The organism is Novipirellula methanifontis (genome assembly GCF_052161655.1).
GTDB lineage: Bacteria > Planctomycetota > Planctomycetia > Pirellulales > Pirellulaceae > Novipirellula.
This window is the reverse complement of the sequence record NZ_CP197418.1, coordinates 7,625,773-7,647,199: the sequence shown is the minus strand read 5'-3', so window position 1 is coordinate 7,647,199 and position 21,427 is coordinate 7,625,773. Positions and strand designations below refer to the sequence as shown.

At 54.5% G+C, this 21,427-nt stretch carries 5 protein-coding genes and 1 pseudogene; all 6 read right to left on the bottom strand.

What is annotated here, in order from left to right:
• Positions 1-207 precede the first annotated feature (207 nt).
• Entirely contained in the window at positions 208-5,037 is a 4,830-nt protein-coding gene (locus SH528x_RS27325; RefSeq protein ID WP_442512184.1) for a golvesin C-terminal-like domain-containing protein, read from the bottom strand.
• A gap of 93 nt (positions 5,038-5,130) precedes the next feature.
• A pseudogene (locus tag SH528x_RS27320) lies at positions 5,131-5,229 on the bottom strand (LEPR-XLL domain-containing protein); the annotation flags it as partial.
• A gap of 387 nt (positions 5,230-5,616) precedes the next feature.
• On the bottom strand, positions 5,617-12,915 hold the full coding sequence (locus SH528x_RS27315) for a golvesin C-terminal-like domain-containing protein (RefSeq protein WP_442506611.1): 7,299 nt from the start codon (positions 12,913-12,915) through the stop codon (positions 5,617-5,619).
• 137 nt (positions 12,916-13,052) lie between these two features.
• The gene (locus SH528x_RS27310; RefSeq protein ID WP_442506610.1) at positions 13,053-13,754 is read right to left on the bottom strand and encodes a GEVED domain-containing protein; all 702 of its coding nucleotides are present in this window, start codon (positions 13,752-13,754) and stop codon (positions 13,053-13,055) included.
• A gap of 75 nt (positions 13,755-13,829) precedes the next feature.
• Positions 13,830-15,011: a TIGR03032 family protein gene (locus tag SH528x_RS27305; protein ID WP_442506609.1), complete on the bottom strand. Its 1,182-nt coding sequence runs from the start codon at positions 15,009-15,011 to the stop codon at positions 13,830-13,832.
• 646 nt (positions 15,012-15,657) lie between these two features.
• Positions 15,658-21,351: a golvesin C-terminal-like domain-containing protein gene (locus SH528x_RS27300; protein WP_442506608.1), complete on the bottom strand. Its 5,694-nt coding sequence runs from the start codon at positions 21,349-21,351 to the stop codon at positions 15,658-15,660.
• Between the last annotated feature and the right edge of the window lie 76 nt (positions 21,352-21,427).

Here is a 21,427-nt window from a genome sequence, read left to right as displayed (position 1 = left end):
GTTTGATGTTTAGGATTTGTCGTCACCCCCAAAACAATCCCCTCGCCATATCTAGCGAGTCGTGGGTGGCTGGGCCTTTATTGGATTGCGTCACAAAACGGTTTTCAATCGCTAAAAAAAGCGACACCGCTAAAAAAGGCAAAAAACTTACCGGACACGAATCCAACTTTAAATCGAAGTTCTCGAGTACAACAAGCGGCACGGGCACTACATCAAAACGAACCGCACGGCGTCGGCAACAACGTACTGGTTCGCACCTTCTGTTAGGAGCTTCACCGATGCGGCACCATCACTTAATGCGAAGGTGCCTAACAGCACCCAGGTTCCACCGCCGCTCGTTTGATCAATGACAACGGGCGTTGTTCCGCCATCGTGCGTTACCTCGTATGTCGCGTTGCTTGCTCGCAATTCGTGCGCTGTGTAGCGGACATAGACTTGGTACTGTTGACCGGAATTGGCCAATGTCGGTGTCCAAGTCGCAGTTGCTGTTGAGCCGGTGGGTGCGGCTAAGTAGCTCGAGCCGACAAAACCGCCGACCGAACTGCTGTTGAAGAACTGCGAGTTTGGATCATTCACAGTAAACCCAGGACCGGAATTGTCGACGATCACCTCTTCTTGTAAGTCTTCGGTGACGACAAAACTTGCGATCGAATCAATGTTCGCATTCCCTAACGAGTCAGCAAACGTTCCAGCGGCAAATACTGCGTCCACTGCTCCAGGTGCAAAGTCACCGGTCGTGGCGTAACGGTAGGTTGTACCGGAAACAAGAGTCGCTGAGCCGTTAACACTCACCGAAGCTGCGCCGGGTCCACTAAGCGTAAACTCCTGCTGCGAATCCGTGATCGTTGAAACGTCGAGGCCTGCGCCCGAAGTGTCGCTGAACGTGACATCGACGTAGTCTCGACCATTGATTGTGGTCACCACGATGGAGGCACCGGCGACGGGATCAGCAAGGGTCGCGGTCGGCGCACCGGTCGTGCTGCCGACTCGGACAAACTGCATGGCATCACCTACGACGAAGCCATCTGCATCGGACCCCCGTAGCGTCACGCTGCCCGAAGTGCCAGCCAAGAAGTTAAAGGTGCCGAGCGATTGATACACTCCGCCACCGTTGCTTTGATCCACGCGTACGACCGAGGTTCCGTTTTGCGAGACCACTTCATAAGCGGCGTTAGAAGCTCGCGAACTACCGTCTGTGTAATTGACGAACACTTCATAGGATCCATCCGACGGAATGGTCGGTGTGTAAACCAAGCGTCCTGCGCCACCGGCATTGGTGTAGAGGTAATTTGGTCCAACGTAGCCAACCGTGGACGCGCTGACGGCCCAGTTGTTGACTTGCGTCGCGTCTGTGTTATCGAGAGTGATGCGCACCATGCCATCGGTCAGTGTAAACGACTCTTGCTCGGCAAGGTTGCCACTTGCAGTGGTATTGGCGAACGCACCCGCAGTGAAATTCACGGACACATCGCCGGGGACAAACGATCCTGTAAACGAATATCGGTACGTCGTTCCCGATTGCAGGACACCAGCTCCATCGACAACGGCGGTGCCGACACCCGAACCGGACAGCGTGAACTCAGAAGCCGCGTCGACTACCGTTGCGGTGTCCAAGCCCGCCGTTGAATGAAAGGTCACGTCAATGAAACCGTTGGCATTCAGCACCGCAGCAGTCAGCGATTGCCCTGAGGTCGGACTTGCAAGGTCAGCCGATGGTGCAGCGACGACGTCACCGATGTACGAAAACTGGACCGCATCGGCAGTCACGTATCCATCGGATCCAGCTGCGTCGATGCGGACCTTACCCCCTGTGCCGGCTGCAAAATTGAATCTACCCAATGAATGGAACACACCACCACCCGTTTTCTGGTTTTGCAAGACTGCAAACGTCCCATCGGCGTGCGTCACACTGACTTTGGCATTGCTCGCACGATTGGCGTGTGAACTATATTTCACGAACACTTCATACTGACCCGCGGTCCCAATAATCGGTTTAAAAGTTGCGGTCGAATTGGTTCCTGGCGCCGTGTATACGTAGTTTGCACCTTCGAAACCAGGTACCGAAACACTGGGGCTCCATCCACCCACCAACGTTGTCGTTGCGGTGTGTTCCGTATCCAGTACTAACTGGATTGGTAGTAGATTCAATCGCACTTCATTCGAACCGACGACCAAGTCCCAAACGCTTCCTGGAGGAGCGGTAGGTAAGTTGGCACTGTTGAAGGATCCGGCGAGGCCGTCGGTCGACGTAATCAAGACAAAGGAATCGCCGATAGTAGGTGTGAAGCCTATGTTCGAATTGAGTTGCAAGTCGCCGCCGAGGATGACGTTTGCGTTAGTCACACTAATCGCGACGTTGTTGGGTAAAGAAGTCGTCAGTCCTTCTATATTGACCACGTCGGTGCCGCCATCGGTGTTGACCGTGATGCCTTGAGAACCGGTGATGCTGGCCATCGGCACCACCGCATCTGAAGCGTCCTGAGTAACGCCGGCGCCGGCGATGAGTGAAAAATGGGGATCGCTAACACGAAGGTTTGCGCCTTCGGCGTGAAGCGTGATCGAATCGTTGAAGTTTAACCCCGAGATCGATTGAATACTCAGGTTGTTACCTGCATCAATCAACACGTTGGCCGATGCGGTCGGATGAATGGTCACTCGGTAATCTTCGACTTCACCGTCGGTTGCCTCGCCGGTCGGTGCGAGTCCGCCCGCCGTGCTTATGCGGACTCGCGCGAACGTATCGCCTGTGGTTGCTCCAGAGGGGACTACGAAGCTGAGAGCTTGCAGACCCGTGGACACATTGACGGCATTGAGGATTTTTTCGCCCGGATCATCCCAGTCACCATCACGGTTGAAGTCGATCCAAGCGTCGACGAAGGCATTGCCAGCATTTTGCAGATCGATATTGACGGAAGCTTGCTCGATCCCGCCGGCAATGAAACCGAATAGCACTCCGTCTTCATCATCGATACCTGCGTTGTCATCACCATCCGCGGACGGAGATGCACGCCCGTTTAGTTCGATATCTCGTAAGGCACCAAGACGAGGGCCAATCGGTATGTGCCTTGCGCCATCTTCAGTGATTAGCGTTGGGTAGGGTAACGGAGCATCACCAAAATCGATTTCCGGTAAAACATCGGAATAGGTAACCGATCGTCGCAACACGTTGCTCGCGACATTGGCCGAATCGGAAACCTGAAGATCAACGACTCTTCGCCGAGACGCGGGCGCTGCGGTCTCATCGATGAAATGAATCGATTTTGCGATTTCAGTGACCACATTGACGGACACATTTGTTAGGAGGTCCAGCTTGAGTGCTCCGCTTGATCCATCCGAGACGACATTAGCGACGAGATTGCCTTGGAACAAGACTTCCGTGCCGAACATCGCGACGTCCTGCGATTGGATCAGAAGTTTGTCCGTTGCTGATCTCCCAGAGACTATACTGGCCGTGAGCAATCCGTTTGCCAAGCCTAGACCTGTCACATTGCCGATCGTCATGTCGGGAAAGAGAGCCTGTGGCAATCGGGTTGCAATTGCCAACGCCGGTAGGTCTTGTTGTAAGGATGCCGCGCCTGGTGGCAGCGCGCCTGAAATAGTTCCTTCGATACCGAATCGAAAATGATTTTCGTCGGTGTCGTTGGAGTGAATGATCAAATCACCCCATTTCTTGCCAACTGAATTCGTTGTCATCTGAACCGTTAGCAGTCCCGAATTGCCTGGGGCGATCGTGGTGGGGCTGGAAATAACTTGGAATCCGGCAGGGGCATCAACCCCGCTAATTGTCAGATTACCTGTTCCCCAATTGCTCACTGTGAAGGATCGCGTGATCACTGGGTTGCCAGCGGTTGTCGCACCAAAGTTGATCGGCGTCGAACGTCCGTCGATGATGTAGGTGCTTCCATAACGAATATCAAGTTCTGGACCGCCTCCGGAACCAATCACTTCGAATGTCTCGCGTGTCAGTTCAGCCCCGTCATGTTTCAGCACGACGGTCCAAGTTCCTTCGTAAACGCGAGTATTTCGGATCCATGCATGTCCTCCGTAGCGGGCAACACCGTTAGCCGTCCAATTGTAGGTGGCGTCCAAGACTCCGCTGGGCCGATACCACTCGATTGCCAAACTCTCGCCGTCATTCAAATGACTTAATCGGTACCAGAACCACGTGTCTTTGGTGCCATCGGAGCGGAATTGTCGAATGTCGTTTGGCTGCTCTTTAAAATCGTTCCATGGTGCCCGGTCTGTGATTCCAGATGCGGCGATCGAAGGTGTCTGATCACCCTGGTAAATCGGAGGATCCGCAAAGTAGTCTTCCGGTTTGAACATGGGTTCAACGAGCGAGCCATTGCGATACAGCGAGAAGTGCAAATGAGCGTCCGTGCTGAAGCCGGAGCTACCGGTCAACCCCAACATTTGCCCCTTCGAAACACTTTGACCGACTTCCACGGCGACGGTGTCGCGCTGAAGGTGGTAATAGTATGCAACCCAGCCGCTACCATGATCGATCGCGACATAGTTGGCCGGACGATTGTTGGCCATGATTTCTCGATCAAAGTTGCCGTCACTCGCTTCGATGACGGTTCCACTCGCCGCGGCAAAGATCGGTATGCCATCGTCCATCCGATCGAAATTAGGAAGCGCGATATCAAACGCATCATGTCCATCGTATTGAAAGGCGCCGCCGCGAAAGTCTTGCTGCTGGCCGGCATTGATGTTTACATCGGTGTAATTGACGGTTGACCAATCCCTGCCGGGTTCACCACCGATTGGGAAAATCATCTTCTCGGGAAAGTCCGCGGGTGTCGGCGTGAAATTGAAAACGAAGACGTTGTTCGACTCGTTCGCTTCACTAATCACATTTGTGCCATCGATCACGACGCGCACTTGACGAACGCCGGGAGCGGAAAATGCTACGCCGCGATACCAGTTGTAAGGAAGGTTTACGCCAGCCTCGCCGGTAATGATTCCCGACGCCACTGTGATCCCGTCCATCTCGTAGTGAACGACGTACTGTTGTGCCGAGTTCAAATCCGTCATTCGCCACTCAGCTCGAACGAATGCAAGCTCACCTTCAACGGGAGCCGAAATCGGATTGTTAAATCTATCAACCAAAAATGCATTTGAGATCTCCAGGTCGGCTGCCAGAAGAACTCGAGGTTCAAGCGACTCTAGTCTTAGTCGTCGTGTACGCCCCGCCAAGAAATCGCGGCACCGTGATTGATTCGACATGATTGTCTTCTCGCCTCAGTTCGATGTTTCGTACGACTACGCCGGTGAAAACTTGCCTTGTGTGAAAGGAGGCGTATCGATATCCGAAGAAGTATATCGACGGTTTAGGTTACTGGATTGTTTGAGAGTACACAAGCAATTCATAAATTTGTTTCGGACCCTTGCACCGAGCTCAACTAGGGGCGCCTACCATCATCAACACCGCGGTCGTCGCATCAACCGCCAGCATAAGATCCAAGGCTAGTTGCTGGTGCAAATACTGCGAGAATTTTCACCAAGGATTGAGGTCGAGTGATGCCGAGCTTTGAAAAGAAATGCCAAATCCAAAACTCGGTTAAATCGCCGTCGACTCAAATGCGAGCGAGTGGATTCATCATGCCATCTGCACTACAGCAAAACGAACCGCACTGCGTCGGCAACAACATACTGGTTCGCACCTTCCGTTAGGAGCTTCACCGACGCGGAACCATCGCTTAGCATGAAGGAGCCTAACAATATCCAGGTTCCTCCCCCGCTCGTTTGGTCAACGAAAACGGTCGTTGCTCCCCCATCGTGTGTTACCTCGTAAGTCGCGTTGGTCGCTCGCAGTTCGTGCGATGTGTAGCGAACATAGACTTGGTACTGCTGGCCGGAATTGGCCAGTGTTGGTGTCCAAGTCGCAATTGCTGTTGAGTCGGTGGGTGCGGCTAAGTAGCTCGAGCCGACAAAACCGCCGACCGAACTGCTGTTGAAGAACTGCGAGTTTGGATCATTCACAGTAAACCCAGGACCGGAATTGTCGACGATCACCTCTTCTTGTAAGTCTTCGGTGACGACAAAACTTGCGATCGAATCAATGTTCGCATTCCCTAACGAGTCAGCAAACGTTCCAGCGGCAAATACTGCGTCCACTGCTCCAGGTGCAAAGTCACCGGTCGTGGCGTAACGGTAGGTTGTACCGGAAACAAGAGTCGCTGAGCCGTTAACACTCACCGAAGCTGCGCCGGGTCCACTAAGCGTAAACTCCTGCTGCGAATCCGTGATCGTTGAAACGTCGAGGCCTGCGCCCGAAGTGTCGCTGAACGTGACATCGACGTAGTCTCGACCATTGATTGTGGTCACCACGATGGAGGCACCGGCGACGGGATCAGCAAGGGTTGCGGTCGGCGCACCGGTCGTGCTGCCGACTCGGACAAACTGGACGGCATCACCTACGACGAAGCCGTCTGCATCCGCCCCCCGAAGCGTCACGCTGCCCGAAGTGCCAGCCAAGAAATTGAACGTGCCGAGCGATTGATACACTCCGCCACCGGTGCGTTGATCCACGCGTACGATCGACGTTCCATTTTGTGAATCGACTTCATAAGCCGCGTTAGAGGCTCGCGAACTACCGCTTGTGTAATTGACGAACACTTCATAGGAGCCAGCCGACGGAATGGTCGGTGTGTAAACCAACCGCCCTGCACCACCGGCAATGGTGTAGAGGTAATTCGGTCCGACGTAGCCAACCGTGGACGCGCTGACGCCCCAGTTGTTGACTTGCGTCGCGTCCGTGTTATCCAGAGTGATTCGCACCATGCCATCGGTCACTGTAAACGACTCTTGCTCGGCAAGGTTGCCAGTGGTACTGAGGTTGGAAAACGATCCTGCTGTGAAATTCACATTGACGCTGCCGGGGACAAACGATCCGGTAAACGAATATCGGTAGGTCGTTCCCGTCTGTAGGACACCGGTTCCGTCGATCACGACAGTGCCAACACCAGAACCCGAAACCGTGAACTCGGCATCAACATCTGTAACCGTTGCCGTGTCCAAGCCCACCGTTGAGTTAAAGGTCACGTCAATGAATCCGTCGGCATTCAGCGCCGTAGCAGTCAGAGATTGCCCATTAGTCGGACCTGCAAGGTCAGCCGCCGGTATAGGAACGACTTCACCAATATACCAAAATTGAAACGCATCTGCGGTGACGTACCCATCGGAACCAGCGGCGTCGATTACGACATGACCAGCGGTGCCTGTTGCAAAGTTGAACAAGCCAAGTGAATGGAACACACCTCCGCCAGTTTTCTGGTTTTGCAAGATCGAAAACGTTCCATCCTCGTGCGTCACACTGACTTTGGCATTGCTCGCACGATTGGCGTGCGAACTATGTTTCAGGAACACTTCGTACTGACCCGCGAATTCAATGTTCGGTGTAAGCGTGGCGGTCGAGTTGGATCCTGGCGATGTGTGAACATAGTTTGCGCCTTCGAAACCAGGTACCGAATCGCTGGGGCTCCATCCACCGGCAAGCGTTGTCGTAGCTATATTCTCGGTATCCAGCTTGATGACACTGCCCACAACTTGGATTGCAAATTGCTTGTCAACGAATGCTCCGAACGAATCCGTTGCCCGAATTCGGATCGAATAGGACGATTGTGTCTCGAAGTCAAAAATCTCATTTGTCTTTAGCACATCGCCAACGAGCGTAAAGCTAGCGTTGTCTGTATCGCCTGCGCCCGTGACCAGGCTGTATGTGAACGTGTCCCCAGAATCCGGGTCTATCGTCGAGAGCGTTCCTACGACTGTTCCGGTAGGCTGATTCCCCACGACCGTGCTGGCGGATAGACCAAGATCCGTTGGAGCGTGGTTGGGCGGTGGAACATATTCAACTTTCAGCGACACAACATTCGGTGCCGTCCCTTTAGTGAAAACGTCGTAACTCGTGCCTTCAATTAGTTGATTGCCCGCAGGTGTCCAGCCAGTGTGGTTTGTGGTGACGGTGTCACTGCCGAGTGCCGTGGCGGCAATTAGAATCGTTCCCGTGAACACTGGATCAAGATCGCCGATCGTGATCGTGTCGGCTCCGTTGCCGCCGTTGATGGTCAGTGTCTGGCCGGGATTCGTGAAGATCGTCGTTTCGAAATGACCGTTGGGACTCCGCAACTGCAGTTGTCCCGGTTGGCTGTCATCCGTGGGGTCTGCATCCTCAAGAATCGCCGTCGTGACCCCGTCGGGCAGGTTGAAAGTCACATGATCCACTGAGCCGAGATTCATCAGGAAGGGTTCCAGTCCCGCCCAGTGAAACGTGACTGCATCATCCCCGACTGGCTTCAAAACGGTCTGTCCGTCGGTGGCGTTCGTCAGTGTCTGAGTGATCGACTCGAATTCCCCGCCCAGAATCTCAGCAGTATCAAAACCTGATCCGCCACCACCAGAGAAGTGAATCGTGTCCGGACGATAGGTGTTCCCGGTAAAATCGAGCGTCAAAGCGTCGTCGATGTTGTCCTGTCCGCTGATATTCACTGTCAGTGGATTCAGGAACGATCCGTCCTGAATGGGTATGTCATTTTGTATAAACGACAGTCCCTCGGGGTCTCTTCCGAGCACGACACGGTTGGCTGACACGTCGCTGGCCGTCGTATGAGTCAACACGTCATCGTTGAGCAGGAATCCGTAGCCGATCGATCGCCGCAGGGCAGCATTGGTGACGTTGTCCAGCACAACCTTGAATGCTTCATCCGCCTCACCGTTTGCATCACCTCTGCCAATAACGGTGATCGTTCGCGGTGAAGTATCGCCCACGGCCCAGGTCAGTTGTCCGCTGCCTTGAACGTAGTCGTTGTCAGCGGACGTGCCTTCGTCATCGGCGGTCGACCAGTTCACCGAAACCGGCTGGGCGGGTGAATTCTGCAGAAAGACCTTGAAGTCGAAGGTGACGTCGCCGGAGTCACCTTCGTTCCGCACAACGTCATCGATATACAACAGCGGAGTGACCACGTTGCCCGTTATCGCTGTGTCGATCCTCGTTGTCAGCGCCGTGGCCGTGTAGTCCTGCACTGCTGCGGCAATCGTGGATTGTCCCATTGCAACACTTTTGAGTCGCTGCGACGCTTCACCCTGAATGGTTGTCTGCACCCGGGCAATTGCTGTGAGGTATCCGGGATTCGCCTGCAGCGGAATTGCATCAATGTGCTGGTTCCCCTCGGCGATGATCTGTGATGCTCCGGTTTTGATATCGTTCGCCGCTGTCAGCCCCGCGTCGAAGATCACGCTGCTGATGATGGTCTTGACGATGGGGGCCGAAGATAAGTCAAGCTGCGATCCTGGCTCCGCGATTCTGGCGGCGATGTCCGCGAAAACGAGATTACCTACATCCAAGATTGGCGGAGCGCCACTGATTCCGGAAACCAGATTGGACACAGCCACGACGGAGTTTTCCAGCTTGGCAAGTCCCGCGAAGACAGCCGCCGCGTGCGTATCGCCCTTGGCAGCAAGTTCGACGATATCCAGAGCAAACAGATCAACGGCAGGAAGCTCAAACGCTTCCAGTAGTCGTGTCTGAGCTTCGATCACTGTCATGCCATGATCGTTGACCAGGTTCGCAACGACGGTCGACATCATACTGACGGCAAAGAATCCGGATGGTGCTGCGAGCTGTAACTCCAGCGGCAAATTCGTTGCCGTATCAACACCGCCAATGGCGATCAATTGCCCTTCGTTAGGATCGAGCTGCAGGTTGTTGTTCAGATCGAACGTATCGGGAATCACGATGGAGACCGAAGCATCATAGCGGCTCACGGATGTCGGTTCGCCGAGATCAAACACTCCGTTCAGGTTGGCGTCGAAGAAGACGGTTGTTCCTGCGAAGGCACCACCGGGCAAGACGACTCGTTGACTGAATTGATTTGCGGAACTGCTTTTCGTTACTACGGGAACCGACGAATTCACCTCTCCAGAAGCAGAGTTTCCAACTTCCCTCGCCTGCACGATGGCCTGCGGCGGCGCGGTTGCACCGGCGTCCGACTGGTTAGCCGTTGCAGCGCCAGGTTTGACCAGATTCTGCGGAGTTGCGCTCGAATCGACGTCGTTGTCCAGGATCGTGATCGTGGCCGAAGTATCAACGTAGATCAAGCCATTAGTATAGGGGGCGTACGCGCGAAGAATGACTTTCTCCGAGCCTTCATTCGGGGTCATGTCATCGACAATCGTCAGCACCCCGGAAACCCGAGGCTCACCGGCACGGATCACGAGTCCGGTCGGTAAATGGAAGTCACTGCCAATCGTTGCCGTGGTAGATCCCCACACGTAGAGACTAACCGATAGATCTTGCTCGATGGTGCTACCTAACTCAATCGTAAATGGCACAGAACCAGTGGATTCATCAACCGATTGGTCGTCCATCAGCAACGAAAGCGTGGGGCTTTCATTGTCTCGTATCCGGACCAATTGATAGCCCCATTGACCCTCACGAGCGTCAACGGACGCATGAATGGGATTATCGATGGAAAGGATGAAGTATTCTAGTAACTCACTCTTCACATCATCAAGAATTGTAACCTGCGACGCCTGTCCGGTTGTGAATCCAGCGGGAATCGTGATCGTGAAGTTATCAGGAGATTCAAAGTCTGCGTTACGAATTGCTGACCTCTGTGAACGCAAATCGATGGTGACAGTTACCTCCTTATTCGTCGGTGCGGAAAGATGCACTTCGGTCGTGATCAATCCCGCATCTTCATCGACGAAATAGTTGATTTCGGAAAATCCAACGTCCGGATCGTCGTCGCGAATCGTCACCTTCTGCGTTCGGTTCAATCCGAGTTGAGCGCCACCTGACGGTGTGCCCAATCTCACATAGAGCGATTCCGTCTGTTCACGTTCTGAATCGTTGACGATGTCGATCATCCCGGTCGCTGATGACTGCCCCGCAAGGATAGTGATGCTCGTAGGGATCGACGTGTAATCCGAACCGAGCGAAGCACTCGTCGACGACACCGTCACTGGGACCGTCACGTCGAACCCGGCCAGCGAGCCAAGCGATACCGTAAAGCTAACCTGACCAACGTCCTCAAAAACTTCCTGACTCACACTGTCAAACGCCACGGTAGCGGTGTCATCGTCCTTAACGATCACAACGTGTTCCGGCACGGCACCGACGTTGGCACCGCTCGGCGATTCAAGTGCAAAAACGTATGTTCGATCGGCCTCCGCGATATTGTTGTCCTGAATGGGAAGTCCGAGGTTGAATCTGGTACTTCCCGGTTGAAATGTGAGTGGCAGCGTGAACGCTGAGTTGTTCCCGATCGCGGGGATCTGCAGATCGACGTTTACCGGCACAGCCGAAGGAGCGGACAGTGTGACAACAAGTTCTTTCTGCGAAACTTCGGATTCGTTAAACGTTTGACTCGCGGACGTAAACTGCACGTACGGCGTTGTTGCATTGGGGTCGACGGTATACAGGACCACATCGTTGCCGTCACCGCCGGTATAAGAAATCTGAAAAGTCGTCGTGTCGACTTCAAACTGTGAATCCTGAGGCAACCCTGTAAATGTTCCCGTGACTGGATCCGTTCCGTCGTTGCTGATGATGACGAACTGATCACCGACGCCTGGTGCTGTTGTACCGAGCGACACCAGCAGGTCGGCGGCAAGGTTGACTGTCCCGGTGACGGCGAGGCGATCGCTTGTACCGTCGATCAACAGGTCAAAGTCACTGCCGGAATCGAACTTGACATTTCCGGTACGCATGACGCCAGGGCCAATGTCCGGGCCTGGGCTAAGCTTGCCCGTATTGCGAATGGTAACTGTCTTACCCGGTGCAGTCAGCAGGCTGCCCGTTCCGCGCAGAGTTGAGGATATGACAGATCCAGCATTGGCGGTAACATTGCCGGTAACGACCAGAGGAACGCCGCTACTGACTTCACCAACGACACTGTTTGATCCCGCCAGCACTGTAAAACCATTGTTTGCCGAACTGAAAAGCAATGAGCTGCCTGCGTGCGGATTGACGTGGGAGATGTTTCCGCCAACAAGGAATGAATTGCCCGAAGATCCAAACACCATGATCTGGTTTACGGAAATATCCCCGTTCCACTGATTACCACCCTCACTCTCGATTGTTGCAAAGAATCCCGTCGACGTGAGCTTTTCGTTGGCAACCGCGATGCCTTCTCGAAGCACAACCCGTGCATTGTTGGCCAGTTCAGTTCCCGTTGCCGTAGTCTCGTCTCCCGTACCCAAGCCCATCGAATGGTGAACCACAAGATCTTTGGATCCGAATGGTGCCAACGTGCTGACCAATGTTCTTCCGGTGTAAGTGTTGCCCGCATAGAGGTGTGTCTCGCCTTCCCCGGTTGAGCCCGAGGTAATTGCGAGGTCGCCGTCACCTGAGATTGTGCCTTGAATCCGCAGTATTCCGTCCGTTTCTATCGTGAGTCCGGTATTGGCCATCGCGATGGCATTGGTGTTCAAGAACCCGTTGTCCAACACCGTGATTGCCCCCGCGGCCGAAAACGTGATGTTTGGTGAAAAATCAGCAAACACTGTATTCAGGCTCGGGTCACCGGCAGCGAGCCCGCCGTCACCGAGGGCCACGACGTTACCGGTGACGTTGTAGATACCGCCTGCGAATTCGATCCCGAAGAAGTTCGAACCCGCCGGGAAGTCATTGTTGTTGGCCGTACGCGCTGCACCGCCACGAAAGATGAGCTGCACGTCCGCCGATGGCGTCGGCGCAACGTCTCCCTCCCAGTTCGCGGGCGTCGTCCAGTTGTCGTTCGCCCCACCGCCATCCCATGTGAAGTTTGTGACCGCTAACAACCGTCGCCCTTCGAGCGATTCGAGAAGTAAACGACGTCGGTGGTGACGATACCTACCAGCGTTTCGTTGACGCCGATTTTTGGTACTCAGAAGCCGTGCGAACAGCCGATTACGCAGCGGAGTTGTCATTGTGATTCTCTTCTGGCGTTGGTGAAGTGTATGTACATAACCTGGTGCACAAACGATGAAGCAAAACTCCAGGACTCGTGTCCTCCTCGCGAAGTCCAATCAGAAACAGCTCGCCGGTTTGGTACGTCGTCACCGGCTCATTGGCCGCTCGAGAATCGATAGTCCTCGAACTCGCCGTCGCTGACCGCACCGATGCTGGTCGGAGTTGCCACGAACGAGGCGTCTGTGCTCAACCGAAACCGGGCGTATGTGTCGCCAGTAAAGCCGGCAGGAATCGTTGGAAACGTTAATGTAATGCGTCCGTCGGTCGTCCCCGTATTGACGGTCGTCGTGGTTCGTTCCGTCGCGTCGTCAAACACGCCATCGTTGTTGTAATCAATCCAGCCCGCCAGCGTGGCCGTGTTGCCAGTGCTATTGGTCACTAGCAGAGTCACTGTCGGAGCAGCACCGACCTTGCCCAGCAGATCGTTGGCCGGATCGAACACACCGTCTTCGTCATCCGGCAAAGCACCGTCGACATCGTCCGCGTTCGCTCGTACGTTCTGCAGCGTGCCGCTGTCACTGTCAACTGTGTCGCCGAGGAACAGCCCGGCAACGACGGTGTGACCTGGCCCGCCGCTGGCAAGCAAGGTTTGGTAATCTCCCGTCCCGGTCGATGTGCTGAGGTCAGGTGCGTCTCCAAAGTCGGCGGACAGTAGCATCCGCGACTCAAGACACTCGAACCGTCTGTGCGTGTTCAACATATCCCGCAGGTAGCGAAAATTGGCTGCACGAGAGGACCGATGGCGTCGACCATTCGTCACTTTCGTTAGTCGCCGAAGCAATTGGGAAAGTTTCATGGGATCAGCTTTCAAAATGGTTCTCAAAGAATTTTGTAAATCACTTGAATCGACACGCCTAGTATGTCACCAACGTTATGGATCTTCCTCCTCGACCAACATCAGTCGTTCGATCTCCTTGGTCTTGAATCCAACGGCCATCGGCTGCCGAACACCCGGCAAGACGATCGAGTCGTACAGTTCAGTCACCAGTGATCCATCGAGCCGTAGCCATTCGGCGATGGAACCGGTCCTTAGATCGATGATCTGCAAACCGCATTGTGGTTCCGCACCCTTCTTATCCAGTCGCTCGTTCAGTGCTAGCCCCTGGAACGTCAAGTGCCGCGGTTTGGATAGGGTGGCGATCGCGTAGTCACCATGGAACGTCAATCCACGCAGATAACCGGGGCAAAACGCGATCGATACGAAGCGGCCTGAGTCGAGATCCACATGTCCAAATTCACCCGTGCCAGAATTGAGTACCCATAGACGGTCGCGATACCAGCGGGGTGCGTGCGGCATCGAAAGACCCGAGCAGACGGTTTCGCCCGATTCGACATCCAGCACGCAGCCGCCCTCGTGACGTTTGTCGCGCCAACCGTCCGCGACGTCCGAACAGCTGACGACCGTTACAAACGCGGGCTGACCGTTGCGCATTGCCAATCCATTTAAGTGACACCGATCCTCAGGAACCAGCGCACTCAAGAACGGTGGACGCCATAACGGTTTGAAGTTTGCCCTTTCACTGAAAGTCGCCAAGCAACCGAACATCGTATTGACGAAAATCAATCGACCGTCTGCATCAACACCCATGTCATGCACATCAACATACCCGGTGGTGTAGCCAACTCGTGGAATGTAGGCGAAGTCGTAACCGCGTCCGACCCATTGCGGAGTCTGATTAGCATCATCGCCATCTGTCGTCATCGCTTCGACTGGTCGGTACGGAACCGCGTTCGCCGGTGCTCGCTCCATTCGCCAGATCTGATATCTCGAACTCAACCAAATGGTTTGTCCGTCGGGCGACGCACACATTCCCATGCAGTGGTTGTAGGTTCGCTCAAAAACAGAGATGGCCTGATCTGACTCGTCGGTTGGAACACCAGCGCCATTGGCCGACCTACAACCGACAAGAAAGAGCTTGCCAGTCTGATAAGTCGTAAAGCCCAGACTGCAGCGATGCTGTAATAACCAGTCGAGAAAATAACGCGACGAAATGGTGTTGAGCCAAGATGTTCCGCCAGGAGCGACTACTGGAGTGTTTGACAAAGCCGTCATGATCCACCCGCTTCAATAGAGACTTTGTCAATCGTCAATACGCCTGCGGCGTTGACTTGCTGGCTACATCTTAAGGACATCCCACCCGACATGATTGCAACCGCAAGCAAAGGAAACCGCAGAGACTTGTCGTTGGTACACTCTTGCAGAAGATCGTGGAAAGTGGCGGTCGCCTCGTAGCGTACTTCTCGGAATCTAGGTGGCGCTGAGGAGCGACTTAGAGCAAGTAAATCGATACTGGAATGTTCAGTCACGCTCACATCTCGTTAAAAATGCTCGATGATTCATGAATTGTCATCGAACCAGACAGCGATCTTGCATGCCGGGGGCACCTGGATGGCGTAGTAAGTCGCCCCCCATAAGGTTATTGGATTGCGCAATGCGACGGTTTGCAATCGCCAATCAACCGGCACCGTCAAAAAAATCAAAAAGTTTCCGTTCACGAATCCAGCATGAAACCGTAGCATTCAACTGGAACGGTACGATCCCTTGATCGTAAAACTGCGTGAATTGCACGAAAACCAACACCAAACCGAAAGGACTGGCGGAGGAGCGCACCGGGCTTGTAAGGTCTCCCTCGCCGACGCATTCAAGTTGGTAATCGTGAGGCAGCGATCGCACCCTGTTGCGAAAAACGCCATCTTCACTACATCAAAACGAACCGCACGGCATCGGCGACGACATACTGGTTGGCACCGGTCGTTTGGAGTTGCACCGACGCCGTTCCGTCGTTGAGCGTGAATGTCCCTAGCGACACCCAGCTTCCACCGCCGCTCGTTTGGTCGATGGTTACTGTCGTCGTCGTTCCATTATCGTGAGTTACCACGTAGGTCGCGTTGGTCGCTCGCATAGGGTGCGACGTGTAGCGAACATAGACTTGGTACTGCTGACCGGAATTGGCAAGAGTCGGTGTCCAGGTCGCTGTTGCTGTCGAGCCGGCGGGTGCGGCTATGTAGTTCGAGCCGACAAAGCCGCCCGCTGAGCTACTGCTGAAAAACTGTGAGCTTGGATCATTCACAGCAAACCCAGGACCCGAATTGTCGACGATCACTTCTTCTTGTAAGTCTTCGGCGACAACAAAACTAGCGATCGAATCGATGTTCTGATTCCCTGACAGGTCAGCGAAGGTTCCTGCCGCAAAGACCGCGTCCACCGCTCCAGGTGAAAAATCACCAGTCGTGGCGTAACGGTAGGTTGTGCCTGAGACGAGTGTCGCTGCGCCATTAACAGTCACCGCCGCAGCACCGGCTCCACTTAGCGTAAATTCCTCCTCTAAATCTGTGATCGTCGCCAAGTTCAGGCCTGCGCCCGAAGTGTCATTGAACGTAACATCGATGTAGTCTTGACCATTGATCGTGGTCACCACGATTGAGGCACCGGCGACGGGATCAGCAAGGGTTGCAGTCGGCGCACCGGTCGTGCTGCCGACTCGGACAAACTGCATGGCATCACCGACGACGAAGCCATCTGCATCGAACCCTCGTAGCGTCACGCTGCCCGAAGTGCCGGCCAAGAAATTGAACGTGCCGAGCGATTGATACACTCCGCCACCGGTGCGTTGATCCACACGTACGACCGAGGTTCCATTCTGTGAGACCACTTCATAAGCCGCGTTGGAGGCTCGCGAACTACCATCTGTGTAATTGACGAAAACTTCATAGGAGCCATCGGTCGGAATGGTCGGTGTGTAAACCAATCGTCCTGCTCCGCCCGCGTTTGTGTACAAGTAATTGGGTCCGACGTAGCCAGCGGTGGACGCACTGGGGGCCCAGTTGTTGACTTGCGTCGCGTCGGTATTGTCTAAAGTAATTCGCACAGCTCCATCGGTCAGCGTGAACGACTCTTGCTCGGCAAGGTTGCCAGTGGTACTGACGTTGGCAAACGATCCTGCCGTGAAATTTACATTGATATCACCGGGGATAAACGATCCCAAAAACGAATATCGGTAAGTCGATCCCGCCTGCAACACACCCGTTCCGTCGATCACGGCAGTGCCAACACCAGAACCCGAAATCGTGAACTCGCCGCCAGGGTCTGTCACTGTTGCGGCATCCAAGCCCTCCGTTGAGTAAAAGGTCACGTCAATGAATCCGTCGGCATTGAGCGCCGCAGCAGTCAGCGATTGCCCATTAGTCGGACCCGCAAGATCAGCCGACGGTGCAGCGATGACGTCACCCACCCGGACAAATTGAACCGTGTCGGCGGTTACAAATCCATCCGAGCCTGCGGCATTGACAACGACTTTGCCACTCGTCCCGACTGAGAAATTGAATAGTCCAAGTGATTTGAATACTCCACCACCCGTTCGTTGGTCTACCGACGTAGCCAGAGTTCCGTCAGCATGCACGACACTGACCGACGCGTTTGATGCGCGATTCGGGTGTGAACTGTATTTGACAAAGACCTCGTATTGTCCGGCCGTTGCGATGTTCGGAGCAAAAGTGGCGGTTGCGTTGGCCCCAGTCTTAGCAAAGCCGTAGTTGGCTCCGTCAAATCCAGGCACCGATGAACTTGCCCCCCAGCCGCCCACTAACGTCGTATTTGCCGTGTTCTCGGTATCCAGCGTCAGGACGACAGACGCGTCATTGTCCGCAATGTTGGCTGAGGCCGATACCCCGTTGATGACGACGGATGCGTTGCTGGGATTTGAGATCTGGACGCTGACCGTTTCAACGGGCTCCTCGAAGGGGTCATTGATCACATCAACTGTGAAGGTGCCAGTCGTGGTACCTGGTGCAACGCTGATCTGCGAGTTCGCTGGGATCGCGGTGTAGTCGGCACCCGAGGTTGCGGTGCCCGTTGCTAAGTCCGCGATATCGAATGTGATCGGTATTCCGGTGTTGTTGACCGAATTGAGCGTAACGGTGTAAACAATGTCAACGGGGCCGGCTTCGTCCCCATGAGTTGTCACTGAAAGATCGGCAGTCAAAGCGGGAATCGCGGCCACCTCCTGGATCGCTGCACCGTTGAGTCCGATGAGTTGCTCTCCTCCGGTGTTGCTGACCACAATTACGATTTGCCCACTGCTATTGGCCGTGGCAACGACCGCGTCGGATTGTAAGTTGTTCGCTGAACTGGCCACGCTACTATTTACCATCAGGGTACCGACGCCCGCTGCCACAACGTCCATCACAAACGGGGCTGGATTCGTGCCTCCACCGGTGATTGTCACGGTATGGTTGCCCTGATTACCGAAAACGCGTGCAGCAAACAGCCAAACGTTATAGTCAGCATCAGGTGTTAAATCTGACCACGTCAAAGTGATACTCGTTGTGGCGAGGCGGAGACCTGCAATCTCCGCAAGCGATGGAGTGTGATCCGGTAAATTGCTCGGAGTTGACGTGTCCGCAGTCGTCGCACCTCCTGCGATTGATATGGCAAGGTCAATCGCAGTTGCATCCCCATCTTCATTGATCAAGTTTGTATCGGTGCTGCCGAAACTTCCTGTGATCGTTGTCCAATTTGTCGGCGAATTATTTGGGGCGGTTGGACTCTCGAAGTCAACACCCACCAATGGTGAGCCTTCGTTATCGTCATTGAGCACATTGAGCAAACGTGAACCGACCGAGTCATAAGCATTGTCAAGCGTCAGTGTCGGGGTGATCGCCAGCATGACAACTGCGGTTTGCCCGCCATCGGGCAGTGCATCGTCAACGCCGGTGACAGTGACCGTTTGGGGGACATTCCAGTTCGACGCATTGAAGGTCAGCGACGCCGGACTCACCGCGACTTCGCCACTATCGCTCGTCGACGTACTGATCACCACATCTCCAGTCGGCTGAGTCTTCAGCGTCACAGCAAAAGTATCCGAAGTTCCAGCTTCGGATACGCCAGTCGAGCCTCCAGTTTGGACCATATTGAATCCGCGAATGTCTGGGCCGACTTCCTGAATCGCGGCGCCCGAAAGGATCACATCCCCCGCTCCGCCAGCGCTCGTATCGGTCACCTTAATACTGATCTTACCGTCTGGGCCAGCCTGAACCGTTAGCGCATCGGCTTCGAGCAACTTGCCTACATTCGCTAGCCCGCCGTTGACGAGCATTCCGGATCCAATTGAGCTGGTGTCCTGACTGAAATTTGGGACAGTAATTCCGGCAGTGACCGAAACCTCTTGATCAGCGGAGTTGCTGCTGAACCACTCACTCGTCATCAAGTAAATGTTGTAATCCGTTCCGGGGGTCAATCCAGTCCAGGTCAGCGACAAGGATTCTGTGGCGAGGTGGTTGCCTTCGAGCCCTTCGAGCGAAGGGTAGTGTAATGGCGGGTTACTAATTTCCGATCGGTTCAACCCAGCGGCGCCACTTACAGTCACGGTCAACCCAACTCCGGTCACGATTCCATCTTCTCGGAGCAAACTAGCGGTTGTATTGCCGAACGTGTCCGAAAGTCGGGTCCAATTCGTTGGTGTGGTAGGATCTGGCGGTGTCACACCGGCTTGTCCTGGCGCACGGTCGAGATCCACACCAATCACAGGTTGTAGTTCGTCATCGGCGATTGTAGGCGAAAGTGATTGAAGGATCATCGAAGTTGTGTAATTCGGATCAGCGCTAGCGGACACCACATGCGTGATGTTTCCGTAGTGAATCCCTTCTTGGGCCGTGTCGTCAAAGCCACGCACATAAACAGTTGCAGCAGTCGTTCCATTGAGCCCGACGGCAATCGATGATGAAAAGTTAGTGCCGTCGATACTGAGTTCGGTTTGACTATCAGCACTGACCAAAATTGTCGTCGTTCCCGCTGTCGAAGTGGTGCGTGCGAGTTGGTACGTGTCGATTGTTTGTCCACCGAGCAGACCTGCTTCACCCACGATGGTCGATCCATCTGACTGAGTAACTGTGATTCCAGGCACAGACGCATTGGCCGTGATTGTGAAATTCGCGTCGGAGATATCAAAGAATACGTTCCCAATGCCGCGAACCCGTACGCGAGCTTCACTCGCGTTAAAGTTGGGAACGGTGAGTGTTTCGGTACCGTCGTTCGGCGTTGAAGCAGCAAGGACAAACGGATAAGTCAAACCACCATCGAGCGAAAGATCGATGCCGACGTCTGCGGTATTGATGCCGTTGCCCGTCGTGCCGGCAACGTTCCAGGCAATCGTTTGCGAAGTCCCGCCAGTCCAATTCGTAGCCGTATTGGGCGACGTGACTGCGAACGGAGTCCCCGTATCGACGACGTTGAGTAGCACGTCGTCGGAATTGACACCATTTTGGCCGTCGCGGACGGTGGTGCGGAAATTCAAGCTGCGAGTTGTAGTGGGAAGCTTTTCACCGATCGCAGCCGTGTTGACGTTGTTGACAAGATCCTCAAGCCGCGGAAAGACTCGCGTCGCAGTCGTCGTTGGCTCAAACGCGCGAAACAGCGGACTGCTGCCATTGTCGGTCAGCGGTAAACTCATTGCCGCCCCAAGGTCCAACTGCTCCCAAGTATACGTCAGCGTGTCGCCAGCGTTGGTGTCGGAACCTACCGCCGTCAGAGCAAAGGGCGTCTGCGCGGGAATCGTATAGTTCGAGCCACCGTTTACCGCGGGAGTAGCATTGCTGATCGGGCTCGTTGAATTCGGCGTACCTGCTCCGGCGATAAACTCTTGAACTTGTTCAAAACTCGCGGCGTGGAAGTAGGGATCCGATGAGCTTTGCAGATTATCCGCGCCCGAAATCCCAGCGTAACTCATCAAGGTTGAACCACTGGCCGGCTCATATGCATTGGACGCTGTGCGGTTACCGATTGCAGATGCGAATGCATTGGCGTTGAATGTATGAGCGGCACCGAACTGATGCGCTAATTCGTGAATGACCACATTGAACCATCCCTGTCCAACCGGAGCTTGCGAAACGGAGGCACCGCGGCCTTTACCAGTTGTATCGTTGACAGAACCGAGCTGTGCCAGGCCGCCGCCCGCGCTAGATGCAGTACCAAGAACATGCCCGATATCGTAAGCGGCATTCCCAAGTACCGAATTTAAAATCGGGGTGTTCTCATTGATCATCACACTCTGGTCACCGTTGGTGTATCCATCGGTCGCCGCATTGGTGAAAAGCGTATTGGTCCCCGAGACAAGATCCAAATGAACCGCGAACTCTTTTTCAAAGACCGCGTTGATGTCCGCCACAAAGCTTTGCACCTGCGCAAGTGCCCCCGTTTGACCACCGAAGTAAGCGGTGTACTCCGCTGTTGCCGCAATCGCCAATCGGTAATGGTTCAGCTGAGTCCCGACACCGATATTGTTTCCGATCGTGGCGGTCATTAACCGTCGATCTTCCAATGACTCGCACATCATTCGGCGGCGACGCAGTTGAGAAGAAGTGCGTTTGGATCGATTTTTTTGGGCTTTTGGAAACATTATTGGTCTTGACCTTTTGCAGGGCAGCGGAAATGCCGCAATACGAAGACGAGTGCTTTACCTGGAGCGGGGTAGG

Coding starts and splice junctions, on each gene's coding strand:
- SH528x_RS27325 (WP_442512184.1), bottom strand. CDS start 5,037: ATGACGGATTTGAACTCGGCACAACAGTACGTCGTTCACTACGAGATG.
- SH528x_RS27315 (WP_442506611.1), bottom strand. CDS start 12,915: ATGACAACTCCGCTGCGTAATCGGCTGTTCGCACGGCTTCTGAGTACC.
- SH528x_RS27310 (WP_442506610.1), bottom strand. CDS start 13,754: ATGAAACTTTCCCAATTGCTTCGGCGACTAACGAAAGTGACGAATGGT.
- SH528x_RS27305 (WP_442506609.1), bottom strand. CDS start 15,011: ATGACGGCTTTGTCAAACACTCCAGTAGTCGCTCCTGGCGGAACATCT.
- SH528x_RS27300 (WP_442506608.1), bottom strand. CDS start 21,351: ATGTTTCCAAAAGCCCAAAAAAATCGATCCAAACGCACTTCTTCTCAA.